Source organism: Pseudomonas sp. PHC1, from assembly GCF_046487845.1.
GTDB lineage: Bacteria > Pseudomonadota > Gammaproteobacteria > Pseudomonadales > Pseudomonadaceae > Aquipseudomonas > Aquipseudomonas sputi.
This window is the reverse complement of record NZ_JBJXHJ010000021.1, coordinates 15,165-29,257: the sequence shown is the minus strand read 5'-3', so window position 1 is coordinate 29,257 and position 14,093 is coordinate 15,165. Positions and strand designations below refer to the sequence as shown.

Annotated in this window: 14 protein-coding genes; 4 read left to right on the top strand and 10 right to left on the bottom strand. The window is 61.2% G+C overall.

Annotated features, from left to right (window positions below; genetic code table 11):
* Positions 1-122 precede the first annotated feature (122 nt).
* Positions 123-1,232, bottom strand: a complete 1,110-nt coding sequence (gene ribBA, locus ACKJSM_RS22405; protein ID WP_410238883.1) for a bifunctional 3,4-dihydroxy-2-butanone-4-phosphate synthase/GTP cyclohydrolase II — start codon at positions 1,230-1,232, stop codon at positions 123-125.
* A 65-nt stretch (positions 1,233-1,297) separates the two neighbouring features.
* Between ribBA and ACKJSM_RS22400 the strand changes: the two genes are divergently transcribed.
* Together ACKJSM_RS22400 and ACKJSM_RS22395 are read left to right on the top strand one after the other, a co-directional pair.
* Positions 1,298-1,591 carry a DUF1330 domain-containing protein gene (locus ACKJSM_RS22400; RefSeq protein ID WP_410238882.1) on the top strand — a complete coding sequence of 98 codons (294 nt, stop codon included), beginning with the start codon at positions 1,298-1,300 and terminating at the stop codon, positions 1,589-1,591.
* A 136-nt stretch (positions 1,592-1,727) separates the two neighbouring features.
* On the top strand, positions 1,728-2,213 hold the full coding sequence (locus tag ACKJSM_RS22395; RefSeq protein ID WP_410238880.1) for a hypothetical protein: 486 nt from the start codon (positions 1,728-1,730) through the stop codon (positions 2,211-2,213).
* A gap of 57 nt (positions 2,214-2,270) precedes the next feature.
* Here the strand turns inward: ACKJSM_RS22395 and ACKJSM_RS22390 are convergent, their stop codons facing one another.
* From ACKJSM_RS22390 to ACKJSM_RS22360, 7 genes are read right to left on the bottom strand one after another with little or no spacing between them, the layout of a single operon-like run.
* Positions 2,271-2,834, bottom strand: coding sequence for an NUDIX hydrolase (locus tag ACKJSM_RS22390; protein WP_007957402.1), 564 nt, complete (start codon positions 2,832-2,834; stop codon positions 2,271-2,273).
* Between the two features lies 1 nt (position 2,835).
* Positions 2,836-3,588 carry a GntR family transcriptional regulator gene (locus ACKJSM_RS22385; RefSeq protein WP_011334614.1) on the bottom strand — a complete coding sequence of 251 codons (753 nt, stop codon included), beginning with the start codon at positions 3,586-3,588 and terminating at the stop codon, positions 2,836-2,838.
* A 58-nt stretch (positions 3,589-3,646) separates the two neighbouring features.
* Positions 3,647-4,036 carry a carboxymuconolactone decarboxylase family protein gene (locus tag ACKJSM_RS22380; protein WP_007968634.1) on the bottom strand — a complete coding sequence of 130 codons (390 nt, stop codon included), beginning with the start codon at positions 4,034-4,036 and terminating at the stop codon, positions 3,647-3,649.
* A gap of 47 nt (positions 4,037-4,083) precedes the next feature.
* On the bottom strand, positions 4,084-4,569 hold the full coding sequence (locus tag ACKJSM_RS22375; RefSeq protein ID WP_410238878.1) for a flavin reductase family protein: 486 nt from the start codon (positions 4,567-4,569) through the stop codon (positions 4,084-4,086).
* Positions 4,570-4,581: 12 nt separating this feature from the next.
* Entirely contained in the window at positions 4,582-6,063 is a 1,482-nt protein-coding gene (locus ACKJSM_RS22370) for an aldehyde dehydrogenase (RefSeq protein ID WP_339487798.1), read from the bottom strand.
* Entirely contained in the window at positions 6,060-6,893 is an 834-nt protein-coding gene (locus ACKJSM_RS22365) for an alpha/beta fold hydrolase (RefSeq protein ID WP_236182177.1), read from the bottom strand. The genes ACKJSM_RS22370 and ACKJSM_RS22365 overlap by 4 nt, the downstream gene beginning before the upstream one ends.
* Positions 6,894-6,926: 33 nt before the next feature.
* On the bottom strand, positions 6,927-7,517 hold the full coding sequence (locus ACKJSM_RS22360) for an amino acid synthesis family protein (protein ID WP_410238877.1): 591 nt from the start codon (positions 7,515-7,517) through the stop codon (positions 6,927-6,929).
* Between the two features lie 324 nt (positions 7,518-7,841).
* On the opposite strand from ACKJSM_RS22360, the gene ACKJSM_RS22355 reads away from it, so the two are divergent.
* Together ACKJSM_RS22355 and ACKJSM_RS22350 are read left to right on the top strand one after the other, a co-directional pair.
* Positions 7,842-8,870, top strand: a complete 1,029-nt coding sequence (locus ACKJSM_RS22355; protein WP_236182178.1) for a WD40/YVTN/BNR-like repeat-containing protein — start codon at positions 7,842-7,844, stop codon at positions 8,868-8,870.
* A 28-nt stretch (positions 8,871-8,898) separates the two neighbouring features.
* Entirely contained in the window at positions 8,899-11,283 is a 2,385-nt protein-coding gene (locus tag ACKJSM_RS22350; protein WP_236182179.1) for an efflux RND transporter permease subunit, read from the top strand.
* Positions 11,284-11,365: 82 nt separating this feature from the next.
* On the opposite strand, the gene ACKJSM_RS22345 is transcribed toward ACKJSM_RS22350, so the two are convergent.
* Both ACKJSM_RS22345 and ACKJSM_RS22340 read right to left on the bottom strand, forming a co-directional pair.
* On the bottom strand, positions 11,366-12,085 hold the full coding sequence (locus ACKJSM_RS22345; protein ID WP_039766869.1) for a FadR/GntR family transcriptional regulator: 720 nt from the start codon (positions 12,083-12,085) through the stop codon (positions 11,366-11,368).
* 124 nt (positions 12,086-12,209) lie between these two features.
* Positions 12,210-13,946 carry an IlvD/Edd family dehydratase gene (locus ACKJSM_RS22340; RefSeq protein ID WP_011334608.1) on the bottom strand — a complete coding sequence of 579 codons (1,737 nt, stop codon included), beginning with the start codon at positions 13,944-13,946 and terminating at the stop codon, positions 12,210-12,212.
* Positions 13,947-14,093: the final 147 nt, after the last annotated feature.

The window sequence follows — 14,093 nt, the reverse complement described above, 5'->3', positions numbered from 1 at the left end:
GCCCGCCTGTCGGGAGCAGTAGCTGGACGGTTTTTCAAGTCGTCCGGTCTATGGAATATCATATTATGGTATTCCAAACTTTGTGCAAGCACTTTGCCGTACCGGCTATCTGGCAAACGGGGTTATTCGGTGAACGGAATGCTCTCGACTACTTCCAGATCGTAGCCGGTCAAACCGGCATATTTCAGCGGCGGCCCCAGGTGACGCAGCTTGCCGACGCCCAGGTTCTGCAGAATCTGCGCCCCGGTGCCGACCTCCGAATAGATCCGCGATTGCGAGCGACTGAACTGCCGGGGCGGCTGTGTCAGTTGCGGAATGCGCTCCAGCAACGCCTGGGAAGACTCATGATTGGCCAGCACCACCACAACGCCATGCCCTTCGGCCGCGACCCGTTGCAGCGCTGCCCACAACGTCCAGTTCGTCGGCCCGCTGTACTCGGCGCCGACCAGATCGCGCAGCGGATCGATCACATGCACGCGCACCAGCGTCGGATCCTCACGGCGCAGCTCGCCCATGACCATCGCCATGTGCACGCCGCCCTCGATGCGGTCTTCAAAAGTGATCAGACGAAACGTGCCATGCACCGTCGGCAGCTCCCGTTCGCCGATGCGCTCGATGGTGTGTTCGGTACTCAGGCGATAGTGGATCAGGTCGGCGATGGTGCCGATCTTGATTCCGTGCTTGCGCGCGAAGACTTCCAGATCCGGACGGCGGGCCATGGTGCCGTCGTCGTTCATCACCTCGACGATCACCGAGGCGGGCGTGAACCCGGCCAGCCGCGCCAGATCACAACCGGCCTCGGTGTGACCGGCGCGGGTCAGCACGCCACCTTCCTTGGCGCGCAGCGGGAAGATGTGGCCGGGCTGCACCAGGTCTTCTGCGCGAGCGTTCGGCGCCACGGCGGCGGCAACGGTGCAAGCGCGATCGGCTGCGGAAATGCCGGTAGTCACGCCGACCGCCGCTTCGATGGAAACCGTGAACGCGGTGCTGAACACGCTGCCATTGCTCGGCACCATCTGCTCCAGCCCGAGACGCTGGCAATGATCGTCAGTCAACGTCAGACAAATCAGACCGCGAGCCTCACGGGCCATGAAACTGATTGCCTCGGGCGTGCAACGGTCGGCGGCCAGCAGCAGGTCACCTTCGTTTTCCCGATCCTCGTCATCGACCAGCAACACCATTTTGCCAAGACGATAATCTTCGATGATTTCTTCGATGCTGTTGAAGGCCATGCTGGACTCTCGATGTGGATGAAATTCGTGGTATACCATAATACAAATTCAACCAAGAGGTCACTATGAAGGCGTACTGGATTGCACACGTGGACATCACCGATCCCGATCACTACAGCCAATACACCCAGCGCGCGCCGAAAGCGTTCGCCGAATTCGGCGCGAGGTTTTTGGCCAGAGGCGGGCGCAGCGAAGCAATGGAAGGACGGGCGACGCCGCAGCGCAGCGTGGTGATTGAATTCGACAGTTATGAGCAGGCGGTGGCGTGCTACCGCTCGGCGGCGTATCAGGAGGCGAAGAGTTTTCGCGAGGAGTGGGCGAGGGCGGAGATCGTCATCGTTGAAGGGATGGCTCCGTAACGGCTTGCCTGTAAACCCGCGGGAACTACAGAATCGAACGTGGCCGCGATCTTTTGATATTTTTCTGGATCAGGAAATCGTCCGCCGGACGGACTTTTCTGCCTGCGGTTTTACACGATGTGCTTTAGGGAGTTTGATGCGCACGATGAAAAAAGGAATGTTTGCAGGTTGGCGAGTAAGCCTCTGGATAGTGGCGGCTTTATTTGTAAATGCGATCTTTCTGGCTTTTCTGATTTTTGGGAACAGTACGAAGGGACGCGATCTGGAGAGGGTTAAAACCACAGAACCCCTGCTGATCGAAGGGCAAGGTGGCGATGACAATTACTATGTCCTGCCGATGGGAACAACGCTATATCACGATAAAAGCTTTCCTGAAGGGCACGATCGTTATGTGGTGTATCTGAATCACAAAGGTGCCATTGCCCACGAAGAGGTCCCAATGAAGCCTGAATATGGCGGTTCTTTTATCGATCCTCTTTGGCTGGCCAATATTGATGCCGATACCTTGAAAGACATTTTCAAGCGTTTCCCTCTGTCCAAAAAAGATATCTCCGCTGCTCTCAAAGCCAATGAAATCACCAAAGATGATCTGGCGGATATCATTCGTGCGATGCCGGACTGAGCACCAATTTACCGAGGAATCGGGCCGGACTCTGTATTTCCTGCAAGTGACGGCTGATCAACGCATGAAATGAATCTTGCCGCTGTCATCATTCCCCATGTACATGCCATACACCCCGGCCTGGCGTTCCTCGATGTAGCGTTCGAGGATCTGCCGGATCGCCGGGTAGTAGATCTGCTCCCACGGGATATCTTCGGGGGCGAAGAATTTGCAGGCGAGGGTTTCCGGGCCGTACTGGCCGGTGATTTCCAGCGCGAGGGCGCGGAAGATGATGTAGACCTCGCTGATCTTTGGCACGCTGAAGATCGAGTACGGCGAGACGATTTCCGCGCGTACGCCGCTTTCTTCCCAGACTTCGCGCAGGGCGGCCTGTTCGGTGGTCTCGCCGCTTTCCATGAAACCCGCTGGCAGGGTCCAGGTGCCGGGGCGAGGTGGGATCGCCCGTTGGCACAGGAGGTATTTGCCGTCCTGCTCGATGATGCAGCCGGCGATGATTTTCGGGTTTACGTAGTGGATGTAGCCGCAGCCGCGGCACATCAGGCGCTCGTGCGTATCGCCCGGCGGCACCTGCTGACCGAGGTCAGCGCCACCGCATTTCGGGCAAAAGCTCGGGCTGAACATGTCAGTGACCTATGCGCGGTTCTTTCAGCGCGATGGGCAGGGTGATCGGCGGTGTGGCGCCGGTCTCTTCCTGCTTGCGCTTGAGGTAGTCGAGGGCCACGGCAGCCGCAGCGCGAACGTGATCGACGCACGCCTGATGCGCCGCGAGCGGATCACCGCTCTTGATCGCCTCGACCATTTTTTCCATTTCCTGGTTGCTCGCGCCGCGACGGTTTTCCTGTGACACCGAGGTCGCGCGCAGGTAGCTGATGCGTGCCTGCAACTGACGCAGCTGCGTGGCGGCGACATGGTTGCCCGAACCTTCCAGCAATACGTCGTAGAAACCCTGCACCGAGTCGATCACCTGTTGCAACTCGCCGTCCTTGAGCGCCTTGCGGTTCTCGTCGAGGGCTTTTTCCAGGGCCTTGATGTCCTTGGCCTTGGCGCGCAGGGTGAACAGCTGGACGATCAGGCCTTCGAGCACACAGCGCAGTTCATAGATGTCGACGGCATCGGCGAGGGTGATGATCGCTACACGCGGGCCCTTGGCGTCGGCGAACTCCACCAGACCTTCGGATTCCAGGTGACGCAAGGCTTCACGCACCGACGTACGGCTCACACCCAGGCGATCGCACAGATCGCGCTCCACCAGGCGATCGCCGGGCAGCAGCTGGAAGTTCATGATGGCGCTTCGCAGTTTATCCAGCACGATTTCGCGCAGGGTGACCGGGTTGCGATTGACCTTGAAGCTGTCGTCGAGTGGCAGGCGTTTCATGGGGTCCGCTCTTTAAGGTGGCTGTCCATGCCAGACGGGCATCAAAACAGCCGAGGGGTTAACTGGAGGCCTCGGCGTCGGCTTCGGCGAAGGCTTCACGGGCGAGCCGGAAACTGTCCACGGCTGCCGGGACGCCGCAATAAATACCGACCTGAAGCAGAATTTCGCGTATTTGCTCACGACTCAGGCCGTTACGCAAGGCGCCGCGCACATGCAGTTTCAGTTCGTGCGGACGGTTGAGCGCCGAGATCATCGCCAGGTTGATCATGCTGCGCTCCTTGAGCGACAGGCCTTCACGTCCCCAGACGTGGCCCCAGCAGTATTCGGTGACCATTTCCTGCAGCGGGCGGGTGAAGTCGTCGGCGTTCTCGATCGAGCGCTGCACATAGGCTTCGCCCAGTACCTGGGTACGGATCTTCAGGCCCTTTTCATACTTCTCGTTACTCATAAATCCTCCAGTCACCGCAATTCCCTTGTGAGATTTGTGTGAATCTTTCAGGCCAGGGTCGGCAACGGCCCGAGCTTGCCCTTGTGATAGATCATCGGCGTGACCGGTTGCGCCGGCAGGATCAGGTTCTTCACCGCGCCGACGATGATCGCGTGGTCGCCGCCATCGTACTCGCGCCACAGTTCGCACTCGATGATCGCCGTGGCCTTGGCGAGGATCGGGTTACCGAGCTCGCTCAAGTGCCAGTCGATGCCGTTGGCCTTGTCCTTGCCTTTGCCGGCGAACGCGTAGGCCTCGGCGGTCTGGTCGGCGGACAGCAAATGGATCGCGAAACGCTTGCTGTCGCGCAGCACCGGGTAGGTGTCGGAGGCGTAGTTGGGGCAGAACAGCACGAGCGCCGGGTCAATCGACAGTGCACTGAAGGCGCTGGCGGTGATGCCGACGATGCCGCCATCCGGGTCGAGGGTGGTGACCACCGTGACCCCGGACGGAAACGAACTCATGACGTCTTTGTAAATGCCGGGTTCGATCATCTCGCAGGCCTCCTAACGCATCACAAACGGATCAGGCATCGGCGCCTGGGAGAGGTTGATCCACACCGTTTTCAGTTCGGTGTAGGCCAGCACCGAATCGATGCCGCTTTCGCGTCCATAGCCACTGTTCTTGAAGCCGCCGATCGGTGCCATCGCCGACACCGCGCGGTAGGTGTTGACCCAGATGATGCCCGAGCGCACGTCCCGGGCCAGACGATGGGCGCGGCCCAGGTCGCGGGTCCAGATGCCGGCGGCGAGGCCGAACTGCGAGTCGTTGGCAATCGCCAGCGCTTCGGCTTCGTCCTTGAAACGGATCACCGAGGCCACCGGGCCGAAGACTTCTTCCTGCATGATCTTCATCGAATTGCGGTCGCATTCGAACAGCGTCGGTTCGTAGAACCAGCCGTCACCCACGCCATTCGGGCGCTTGCCGCCCAGACGCAGACGCGCCCCTTCAGCGATGGCATCGGCCACCAGACCTTCAACCACTGCCAATTGCTGCGCGGTGGCCATCGGGCCCATTTCGCTGCTGTCGTCCTGGGGGTTGCCGATGCGGATGCGTCGGGCGCGTTCCACCAGTCGGCTGACGAATTCGTCGTAGATTTCGTCCTGCACCAGCAGTCGCGAACCGGATACGCAACTCTGCCCGGACGCCGCATAGATCCCGGCAATCGCGCCGTTGATCGCGCTGTCGAGATCAGCGTCGGCAAAGATGATGTTCGGTGACTTGCCGCCCAGTTCCAGCGACAGCTTGGCGAAGTTCTCGGCGCTGCTGCGCACCACATGCCGGGCCGTCGCCGCGCCGCCGGTGAAGGCGATCTTGCGGATCAGCGGATGGCGGGTGAGGGCGGCGCCAGTGCTTGGGCCATAACCGGTGACGACGTTGACCACACCTGGCGGAATCCCGGCTTCGAGGGCCAGGCGCGCCAGCTCCAGAATGGTCGCCGAGGCGTGCTCGGAGGGTTTGATCACGATGGTGTTGCCCGCCGCCAATGCCGGCGCCAGTTTGATCGCGGTCAGGTAAAGCGGGCTGTTCCAGGGAATGATCGCGGCGACCACGCCCATGGCTTCATGCACGGTGTAGGCAAACAGATCCGGTTTATCCAGCGGCAGGGTGCCGCCTTCGAGCTTGTCGGCAAGGCCGGCGGTGTAGTGGAAAAACTCCGGCAGATAACCGACCTGACCGCGGGTTTCGCGGATCAGTTTGCCGTTGTCGCGGCTTTCCAGTTGCGCCAGTTGTTCCTTGTTTTCGGCGATCAGGTCACCGAGGCGGCGCAGCAATTTGCCGCGTGCGGTGGCGGTCAATCCACGCCAGGCCGGGCTGTCGAAAGCAGTCTGCGCGGCCTGTACGGCGCGTTCGACGTCGGCCTCGTCAGCGTCGGGCAGCTCGGCCCATGGCTCGGCCAGTGCCGGGTTGAGGCTTTCGAAAGTCTTGCCGGAGAGGGCGTCGACCCATTCTCCGCCGATGCACATCTGGAAGCGTGCGAGCGTCATGCAACGATCCCCTTTATATGGTTTTGTCGGGCGTGTGCGGTGTCGAGAAACTCCAGCAGCGTCTGGTTCACCAGCCGTGGCGACTCTACCGGCATCATATGCCGTTGCTCGGGCAGCACGGCAACCTTAGCGCCGGGAATGCGCGCGGCCAGTTGCTCGGCCATTTCCGGGGTCGATCCGGGGTCCAGCTCGCCGGTGGCGATCAGCGTCGGCGCCTGGATGCTGCCCAGGTCGTCGGCGCGGTACATGTCCTGGGTGGCGAACAGTTCGTAGGTGGTCAGGTATCCCTGCGGATCATTGCCGGCCAGGGTCTGGCGGATCGCGGCGATCTGCGCCGGGTTGGCCGCCTGATATTCGCGGCTGAACCAGCGCGAAAGCGCCGCTTCGGCATTCGCGTCCGGCCCGTGTTCGGCGGCCTGCGCGGTGCGCGCGATGACCCCGGCGCGCTGCTCTGCGCTGCGGTTGAACACGCTGTTGAGCACCACCAGGCTTTTCAGGCGTTCCGGGTAATGCAGGGCAAACGCCCGCGCCACCAGACCGCCCATGGAAAAGCCGATCACCGATGCCTGGGGCAATTGCAGGTGGTCGAGCAGCTCCAGCAACTGATCGGCATAGCCGAGCAGGGCGGTGCCGCTGGCCGGTCGCGGGCTGGCGCCATGGCCGAGCATGTCGTAGGCGATCACCCGGTATTGCGTGGCCAGGCCGACGATCTGGCCGCCCCACATTTCTTTGTTCAAGCCCACGCCGTGGATCAACACCACGGGTTGGCCAACGCCTGTCGCCAGATAACTGGTGCCGGCCGGGGTGAGTTCAGCGGTGAGCCGAATCATGGAGCGCTCCTGCAATGCCTTTTTTTATTGTGATTACTGGGCTTTTTCGGCGGCCAGTTCTTCCAGATCGATGTAGCGGTTGCCAATGCGCGGGTGCAGGCGACCACCGTCGGCGCAACCGAGCACCACGACGATTTCGTCGGCACGCGGGGCGTCTTCGATCTGCATCTCCAGGGTGATGTAGTGCGAGCGCAGGCCTTCGTCGTCCTTGTGCATCATCGGGATCTGAATAGAAGTGCCTGGACCACCGCGCTTGTTGGTGAAGCTCAGGTAACTCTTGGCCTTGACCGCTTCGCGGTAGTGATTGCCGAAGCGCAGGGTGTGGATCACCGCCGACGCGTGCTCGATTTCGCCATCGGCGCCGACCACCGCGGCTTTGCCGTAAGCCTGGATCTTCTCGGCGCCGCCGATGATGCCCACCAGACGCTCGACCATCATTGCGCCGAGGTCCGAGCAATTGGCGCGGATCTGCGGCTTGAGGTCTTCGACAAAGCCGTTGCCGACCCACGGGTTTTTCATCACGACGGCCAGGCCGACCATGGTCACCGGGGTGTCGGACGCCTTGCCGCCTTCAATGAAGGTCTCTTCGACATAGCTGACGATCTTGCGAATTTCGAAACTCATGAGCTGCTCCGTAGGGGATAAAGAGTGTCTGTGCGTCTGATGGTATACCATAATACCGATCGTGCAAGTCCCCCTCGCATGTTTCCCTGCCATCAGTCGGACGAATGCCTGCGCATTCAGCCGCCGCTGTAGTCCCTTTCGGTTAACAAAAGATAACGTTGCGCCGATTGTCAGACGTTTCGAATGCCCGATAGGATGAGCCAGCTTCCGAAGGGGCTCTGGACGGCGGGTTTCAGGACTATGCTTGTGACCAGGCAGTCACCGTGAGCACCCTTGCGGCGCCCTTAAGGTCCATGACCAACAATAATAAACAGGGGAAGGTCTATGAGTCGTTGCCGCCCGCCGGCGTTACGCAACACCGCGTTGCTGGCCACAGCACTCTCTCTGCTGGGCTTTGCCACATTGTCGGCGCCGGTTCTCGCCGCCGAAGCGCCTGCCGACGTGGTCTATGCCATCGAATCGGCCAAGGCCTCGAAAAGCCTGATGCTCGATGTCGTTCACGCCGGAACCCGGCTGGTGGCGGTCGGGGATCGCGGGCACATTCTCTATTCCGAGGACCAGGGCAAGACCTGGACTCAGGCCAAGGTGCCGAGCCGCCAGTTGCTGACCGCCGTGTATTTCGTCGATGACAAGCACGGCTGGGCCGTCGGCCACGATGCACAGATACTCGCCAGCGAAGACGGCGGCCTGACCTGGACCAAACAGTTCGAAGACCTCAAGCGCGAATCACCGCTGCTCGACGTCTGGTTCAAGGACGTCAACAGCGGTCTGGCCGTGGGTGCGTACGGCGCGCTGCTGGAAACCACCGACGGCGGCAAGCACTGGGAAGACGTCAGTGATCGCCTCGACAACGAAGACCAGTTCCACCTCAACGCCATTGGCGCGGTAAAAGACGCCGGCCTGTTCATCGTCGGTGAGTCGGGCAGCATGTTCCGCTCCGCCGACTGGGGCCAGACCTGGGAAAAGCTCGAAGGCCCGTACGAAGGGTCGCTGTTTGGCGTGATCGGCACGGCGCAGCCACAGACCCTGCTGGCCTACGGTCTGCGCGGCAACCTTTACCGCTCCACCGATTTCGGCAGCACCTGGGAGCAGGTCGAACTGAAAGCCGCGCGCGGCTCGCTGGAGTTCGGCCTGTCCGGTGCCACACTGCTCGCGGACGGCTCCATCGTCATCGTCGGTAACGGCGGCTCGGTGGTCAGCAGCAGCGACAACGGCGAAACCTTCAGCGTGTTCAACCGTCCGGATCGCATCTCGCTGTCGTCGGTCACCGCCGCCGGCAACGGCAATCTGATCCTGAGCGGGCAGGGTGGCGTTCGGGTCACTGCGCCGAATGGCGCCGAGCTGAGCAAATGAGCCGAATCAATAATAAGAAGGCGGGGCTATGACTTCCTTGAGCACTCATCATCAGGACAAGGCGACGTTTCTCGAGCGTCTGATCTTCAACAATCGCCCGGCAGTGATCGTGATCTGCCTGCTGGTCAGCATTTTCCTGTTCTGGCAGGCCACGCTGATCCGCCCGTCCACCAGTTTCGAAAAGATGATCCCGCTCAAGCATCCGTTCATTGAAAAGATGATGGAGCACCGCAACGATCTGGCGAACCTGGGCAACACCGTGCGTATTTCGGTGGAGGCGAAGGACGGCGATATCTTCTCCAAGGAGTACATGGAGACCCTGCGTCAGATCAACGACGAGGTGTTCTACATCTCCGGCGTCGACCGTTCCGGCCTCAAGTCGCTGTGGAGCCCGAGCGTGCGCTGGACCGAAGTGACCGAGGAGGGTTTTGCCGGCGGCGAAGTGATCCCGCAGAGCTACAACGGCTCCCAGGACAGCCTCGATCTGCTGCGCAACAACGTGCTCAAGTCCGGTCAGGTCGGGCGTCTGGTGGCCAACGACTTCAAGTCGAGCATCGTCGACATCCCGCTGCTGGAGTCCTACCCGGACCCGCAGGATCAGGGCAAGCTGCTGGCGCTGGACTACCGCAAGTTTTCCCATGAGCTTGAAGACAAGATCCGCAACAAGTTCGAAGCGCAGAACCCCAACGTCAAGATCCACATCGTCGGCTTCGCCAAGAAGGTCGGCGACCTGATCGATGGCCTGGTGATGGTGGTGATGTTCTTCGGCATCGCCTTCGTCATCACCCTGATCCTGCTGCTGTGGTTCACCAACTGCCTGCGCAGCACCGTGGCGGTGTTGAGCACCACGCTGGTGGCGGTGATCTGGCAGCTCGGGCTGATGCACTTCTTCGGATTCGGCCTCGACCCTTATTCGATGCTGGTGCCGTTCCTGATCTTCGCCATCGGGATTTCCCACGGCGTGCAGAAAATCAATGGTATCGCCCTCCAATCCGGTGAGGCGGACAACGCGTTGACGGCGGCACGGCGGACATTCCGTCAGTTGTTCCTGCCGGGGATGATCGCGATTCTGGCGGACGCCGTCGGCTTCATCACGCTGTTGATCATCGACATCGGCGTGATCCGCGAGCTGGCCATCGGCGCTTCCATCGGCGTGGCGGTGATCGTGTTCACCAACCTGATCCTGCTGCCGGTGGCGATTTCCTATGTCGGCATCAGCAAGCGCGCCATCGCCAAAAGCAAGAAGGACGCGCACCGCGAACATCCGTTCTGGCGCCTGCTGTCGAACTTCGCCAACCCGAAAGTGGCCCCGATTTCCGTCGCCCTGGCGCTGCTCGCCTTCGGTGGTGGCCTCTGGTACAGCCAGAACCTGAAGATCGGCGACCTCGACCAGGGCGCGCCGGAATTGCGTCCGGATTCGCGCTACAACAAGGACAACAACTTCATCATCAGCAACTACTCGACCAGCTCCGACGTGCTGGTGGTGATGGTCAAGACCAAGTCCGAAGGCTGCTCGCGCTATGAAGCCATGGCGCCGATCGACGAGTTGATGTGGAAGATGCAGAACACCGAGGGCGTGCAGTCGGCGATCTCGCTGGTAACCGTGTCCAAGCAGATGATCAAGGGCATGAACGAGGGCAACCTGAAATGGGAAACCCTGTCGCGCAACCCGGACGTGCTGAACAACTCCATCGCCCGGGCCGACGGCCTGTACAACAACAGCTGCTCGCTGGCGCCGGTGCTGGTGTTCCTCAACGACCACAAGGCCGAAACCCTGGATCGCGCGGTGCATGCGGTGCAGGACTTCGCCAAGGCAAACAACAAGGAAGGCCTGGAATTCATCCTTGCCGCCGGTAACGCCGGGATCGAGGCGGCCACCAACGAGGTGATCAAGAAGTCCGAGCTGACCATCCTGATCCTGGTGTACATCTGCGTCGCGGTCATGTGCATGATCACCTTCCGCTCGTGGGCGGCGACCCTGTGCATCGTGCTGCCGCTGGTGCTGACCTCGGTGCTGGGCAACGCGCTGATGGCGTTCATGGGCATCGGCGTGAAAGTGGCGACGCTGCCGGTGGTGGCGCTAGGCGTGGGCATCGGCGTGGACTACGGCATCTACATCTACAGCCGTCTGGAAAGTTTCCTGCGTGCCGGCCTGCCGTTGCAGGAAGCCTATTACCAGACCCTGAAATCCACCGGTAAGGCGGTGCTGTTCACCGGTCTGTGCCTGGCCATTGGTGTGTGCACCTGGATTTTCTCGGCGATCAAGTTCCAGGCCGACATGGGCCTGATGCTGACCTTCATGCTGCTGTGGAACATGTTCGGTGCGCTGTGGCTGCTGCCGGCATTGGCCAAGTTCCTGATCAAGCCGGAGAAACTGGCGGGGCAGAAGGGCAATTCTCTGTTTGCTCACTGATCCATTTGGCTGAAATGAAAAAGCCGCAACCTTAGGGTTGCGGCTTTTTTATGCCTGCGATGAGGGCAAGCGGTCTGAAGGCTTAAGAAAGTTCGGTGCCCAGCACGACGCTAAGCGCACTGCGCGCATCATCCAGCTGCACCAACGTCGCATGCCGCGCCCCCAACGCATCCCGATTCTCGATGGCCGTCAAAATCGCCTTGTGCCGAGGCAACGCCAGCTCATGCAGGTTCGGCCGCTGGTTGGAGTGCTTCAGCGCCTCGGCAATCGCCACCGCAAGCATGTTGCACAGGTTGGCCAGCAAATCGTTGTGGGTCGCGTCGGCGATCCGGCTGTGAAAGTCCAGATCCGGTTGCAGCAAGGCTTCCGGGGTCGGTGCGGCTTCCATGCGCTGGTAAGCCTCGGCAATCGACGCGATGTCGGCGTCGGTCGCGTGCTGGGCGGCGAGGGCGGCGGCGGCCGGTTCGATGATGCTGCGCACGCTGGTCAGGACGTTGAAGAACTCGTTCTGCGGGCTGCTTTGCATCAGCCAGTGCAGTACGTCCGGGTCGAGCATGTGCCATTCGCGGCGCGGCTTGACCACAGTGCCGACGCGCGGTTTCGAATACACCAGCCCCTTGGCGACCAGCACCCGCGTGGCTTCGCGCAACACCGGCCGGCTGACCGCGTACTCCTCGCAGAGCAAGGCTTCGGCGGGCAGTTTGTCGCAGGGCAGAAAGCGTCCGGAAACAATCTGCATGCCCAGCTCCTGGACGATGCGCGAGTGCATGCTTTTACGGTCGGAAGGTTTGCGGTAATCCATGGGTAGTGGCGCGATCCTGAGCGATGGAGATGCCGCGCATCATAGCAGGCACGACACAATCTTGAGGCAGATACACACGCCAAATGTGGGAGCGAGCAAGCCCGCTCCCGCAGGGACGGCGGTGTCAGTGGGAGTGGCGCGGGACTTCAGCCCCTCGGCAACCAACAAGGAAATCAAAGTCGCAACCCTGATCCGCCTGCAGCACATGGTCGATGTACAACTGACGGTACCCACCCACCAACAACTGCTGCGGCGGTTGCAGATCCGCCATCCGCGCTGCCAGTTCAGCGTCCGGAATATCCAGATGCAAACGCCCGCTGGCGCAGTCCAGTTCGATCCAGTCACCTTCCTTCACCGCCGCCAAAGGCCCGCCGGCCGCTGCTTCCGGGGCGACGTGCAAGACAACGGTGCCGTACGCGGTGCCGCTCATCCGCGCATCGGAAATGCGCACCATGTCAGTCACGCCTTGCGCCAGCAGCTTGGCCGGCAGCCCCATGTTGCCGACTTCGGCCATGCCCGGATAACCCTTCGGCCCGCAGTTCTTCATCACCAGAATCGAGTTCGCATCGACGTCCAGTTCCGGGTCGTTGATCCGCGCCTTGTACATGTCGAAGTTCTCGAACACCACCGCGCGGCCCCGGTGCTGCATCAGTTCCGGCGTGGCGGCTGACGGTTTGAGCACTGCGCCCAGGGGGGCCAGGTTGCCGCGCAATACACAGATGCCGCCGTCGGCGCGGATCGGATTGTCGAGGGTACGGATCACTTCGTCTTCACCGTAGATCGGTGCGTCCTTGGTGTTCTCGCCGATGGATTTACCGTTGACGGTCAGCGCATTCGGATTCGGAATTAGATTGGCCTCGCCGAGGCGACGCAACACGGCCGGCAAGCCGCCCGCGTAGTAGAACTCTTCCATCAGGAAACGGCCGGACGGTTGCAGGTCGACGATGGTCGGCATGCCGCGACCGATACGGGTCCAGTCGTCCAGATCCAGCTCGACGCCGATGCGCCCGGCGATGGCTTTGAGGTGGATCACCGCGTTGGTCGACCCACCAATCGCTGCGTTGACCCGGATCGCGTTTTCGAAGGCTTCCTTGGTCAGGATCTTCGACAGTTTCAAATCCTCACGCACCATCTCGACCGCCCGCATGCCGGACATGTGCGCCAACACATAACGCCGCGCATCCACCGCCGGAATCGCCGCGTTGTGCGGCAGGGACGTGCCCAGTGCTTCGGCCATGCAGGCCATGGTCGACGCGGTGCCCATGGTGTTGCAGGTACCGGCCGAGCGAGACATGCCGCCCTCGGCCGCGAGGAAATCGTCAATCGTGATGGTGCCGGCCTTGACCTGTTCGCTGAGTTGCCAGACCACGGTGCCGGAACCGATGTCCTTGCCCTTGTGCTTGCCGTTGAGCATCGGCCCGCCGGTGACGACGATCGCTGGCACGTCGCAACTGGCCGCGCCCATCAGCAGAGCCGGGGTGGTCTTGTCGCAACCGGTCAGCAGCACCACGCCGTCAATCGGGTTGCCGCGAATCGCTTCCTCAACGTCCATGCTCGCCAGGTTGCGGGTCAGCATGGCGGTCGGGCGCAGGTTCGATTCACCGTTGGAGAACACCGGGAACTCCACCGGGAAGCCACCGGCCTCGATCACCCCGCGTTTGACGTGCTCGGCAATTTGCCGGAAGTGCGCGTTGCACGGGGTCAGTTCCGACCAGGTGTTGCAGATGCCGATGATCGGCTTGCCGTGGAACTGATGGTCGGCGATGCCCTGATTCTTCATCCAGCTGCGGTACATGAAGCCGTTCTTGTCGGCCGTGCCAAACCATTGGGCGGAGCGCAGGGTGGGTTTCTTATCAGACATGATCGATTCTCTTATTGTAAGACTATTGTTTGCGAGCTTCGGTTAAACATAAGCGCAAAATCGACGGTTTGGAAGTGTTGTTGCGTAATTAGTATTACTATATAGTCGATTTCGACGGAGGGATGGCCCTGGCGGTTTTCCGCGAGA

What these genes read in the sequence shown, in the direction of transcription:
- ribBA (WP_410238883.1), bottom strand. Translation starts at nt 1,232, where the DNA reads ATGGCCTTCAACAGCATCGAAGAAATCATCGAAGATTATCGTCTTGGC.
- ACKJSM_RS22400 (WP_410238882.1), top strand. Translation starts at nt 1,298, where the DNA reads ATGAAGGCGTACTGGATTGCACACGTGGACATCACCGATCCCGATCAC.
- ACKJSM_RS22395 (WP_410238880.1), top strand. Translation starts at nt 1,728, where the DNA reads ATGCGCACGATGAAAAAAGGAATGTTTGCAGGTTGGCGAGTAAGCCTC.
- ACKJSM_RS22390 (WP_007957402.1), bottom strand. Translation starts at nt 2,834, where the DNA reads ATGTTCAGCCCGAGCTTTTGCCCGAAATGCGGTGGCGCTGACCTCGGT.
- ACKJSM_RS22385 (WP_011334614.1), bottom strand. Translation starts at nt 3,588, where the DNA reads ATGAAACGCCTGCCACTCGACGACAGCTTCAAGGTCAATCGCAACCCG.
- ACKJSM_RS22380 (WP_007968634.1), bottom strand. Translation starts at nt 4,036, where the DNA reads ATGAGTAACGAGAAGTATGAAAAGGGCCTGAAGATCCGTACCCAGGTA.
- ACKJSM_RS22375 (WP_410238878.1), bottom strand. Translation starts at nt 4,569, where the DNA reads ATGATCGAACCCGGCATTTACAAAGACGTCATGAGTTCGTTTCCGTCC.
- ACKJSM_RS22370 (WP_339487798.1), bottom strand. Translation starts at nt 6,063, where the DNA reads ATGACGCTCGCACGCTTCCAGATGTGCATCGGCGGAGAATGGGTCGAC.
- ACKJSM_RS22365 (WP_236182177.1), bottom strand. Translation starts at nt 6,893, where the DNA reads ATGATTCGGCTCACCGCTGAACTCACCCCGGCCGGCACCAGTTATCTG.
- ACKJSM_RS22360 (WP_410238877.1), bottom strand. Translation starts at nt 7,517, where the DNA reads ATGAGTTTCGAAATTCGCAAGATCGTCAGCTATGTCGAAGAGACCTTC.
- ACKJSM_RS22355 (WP_236182178.1), top strand. Translation starts at nt 7,842, where the DNA reads ATGAGTCGTTGCCGCCCGCCGGCGTTACGCAACACCGCGTTGCTGGCC.
- ACKJSM_RS22350 (WP_236182179.1), top strand. Translation starts at nt 8,899, where the DNA reads ATGACTTCCTTGAGCACTCATCATCAGGACAAGGCGACGTTTCTCGAG.
- ACKJSM_RS22345 (WP_039766869.1), bottom strand. Translation starts at nt 12,085, where the DNA reads ATGGATTACCGCAAACCTTCCGACCGTAAAAGCATGCACTCGCGCATC.
- ACKJSM_RS22340 (WP_011334608.1), bottom strand. Translation starts at nt 13,946, where the DNA reads ATGTCTGATAAGAAACCCACCCTGCGCTCCGCCCAATGGTTTGGCACG.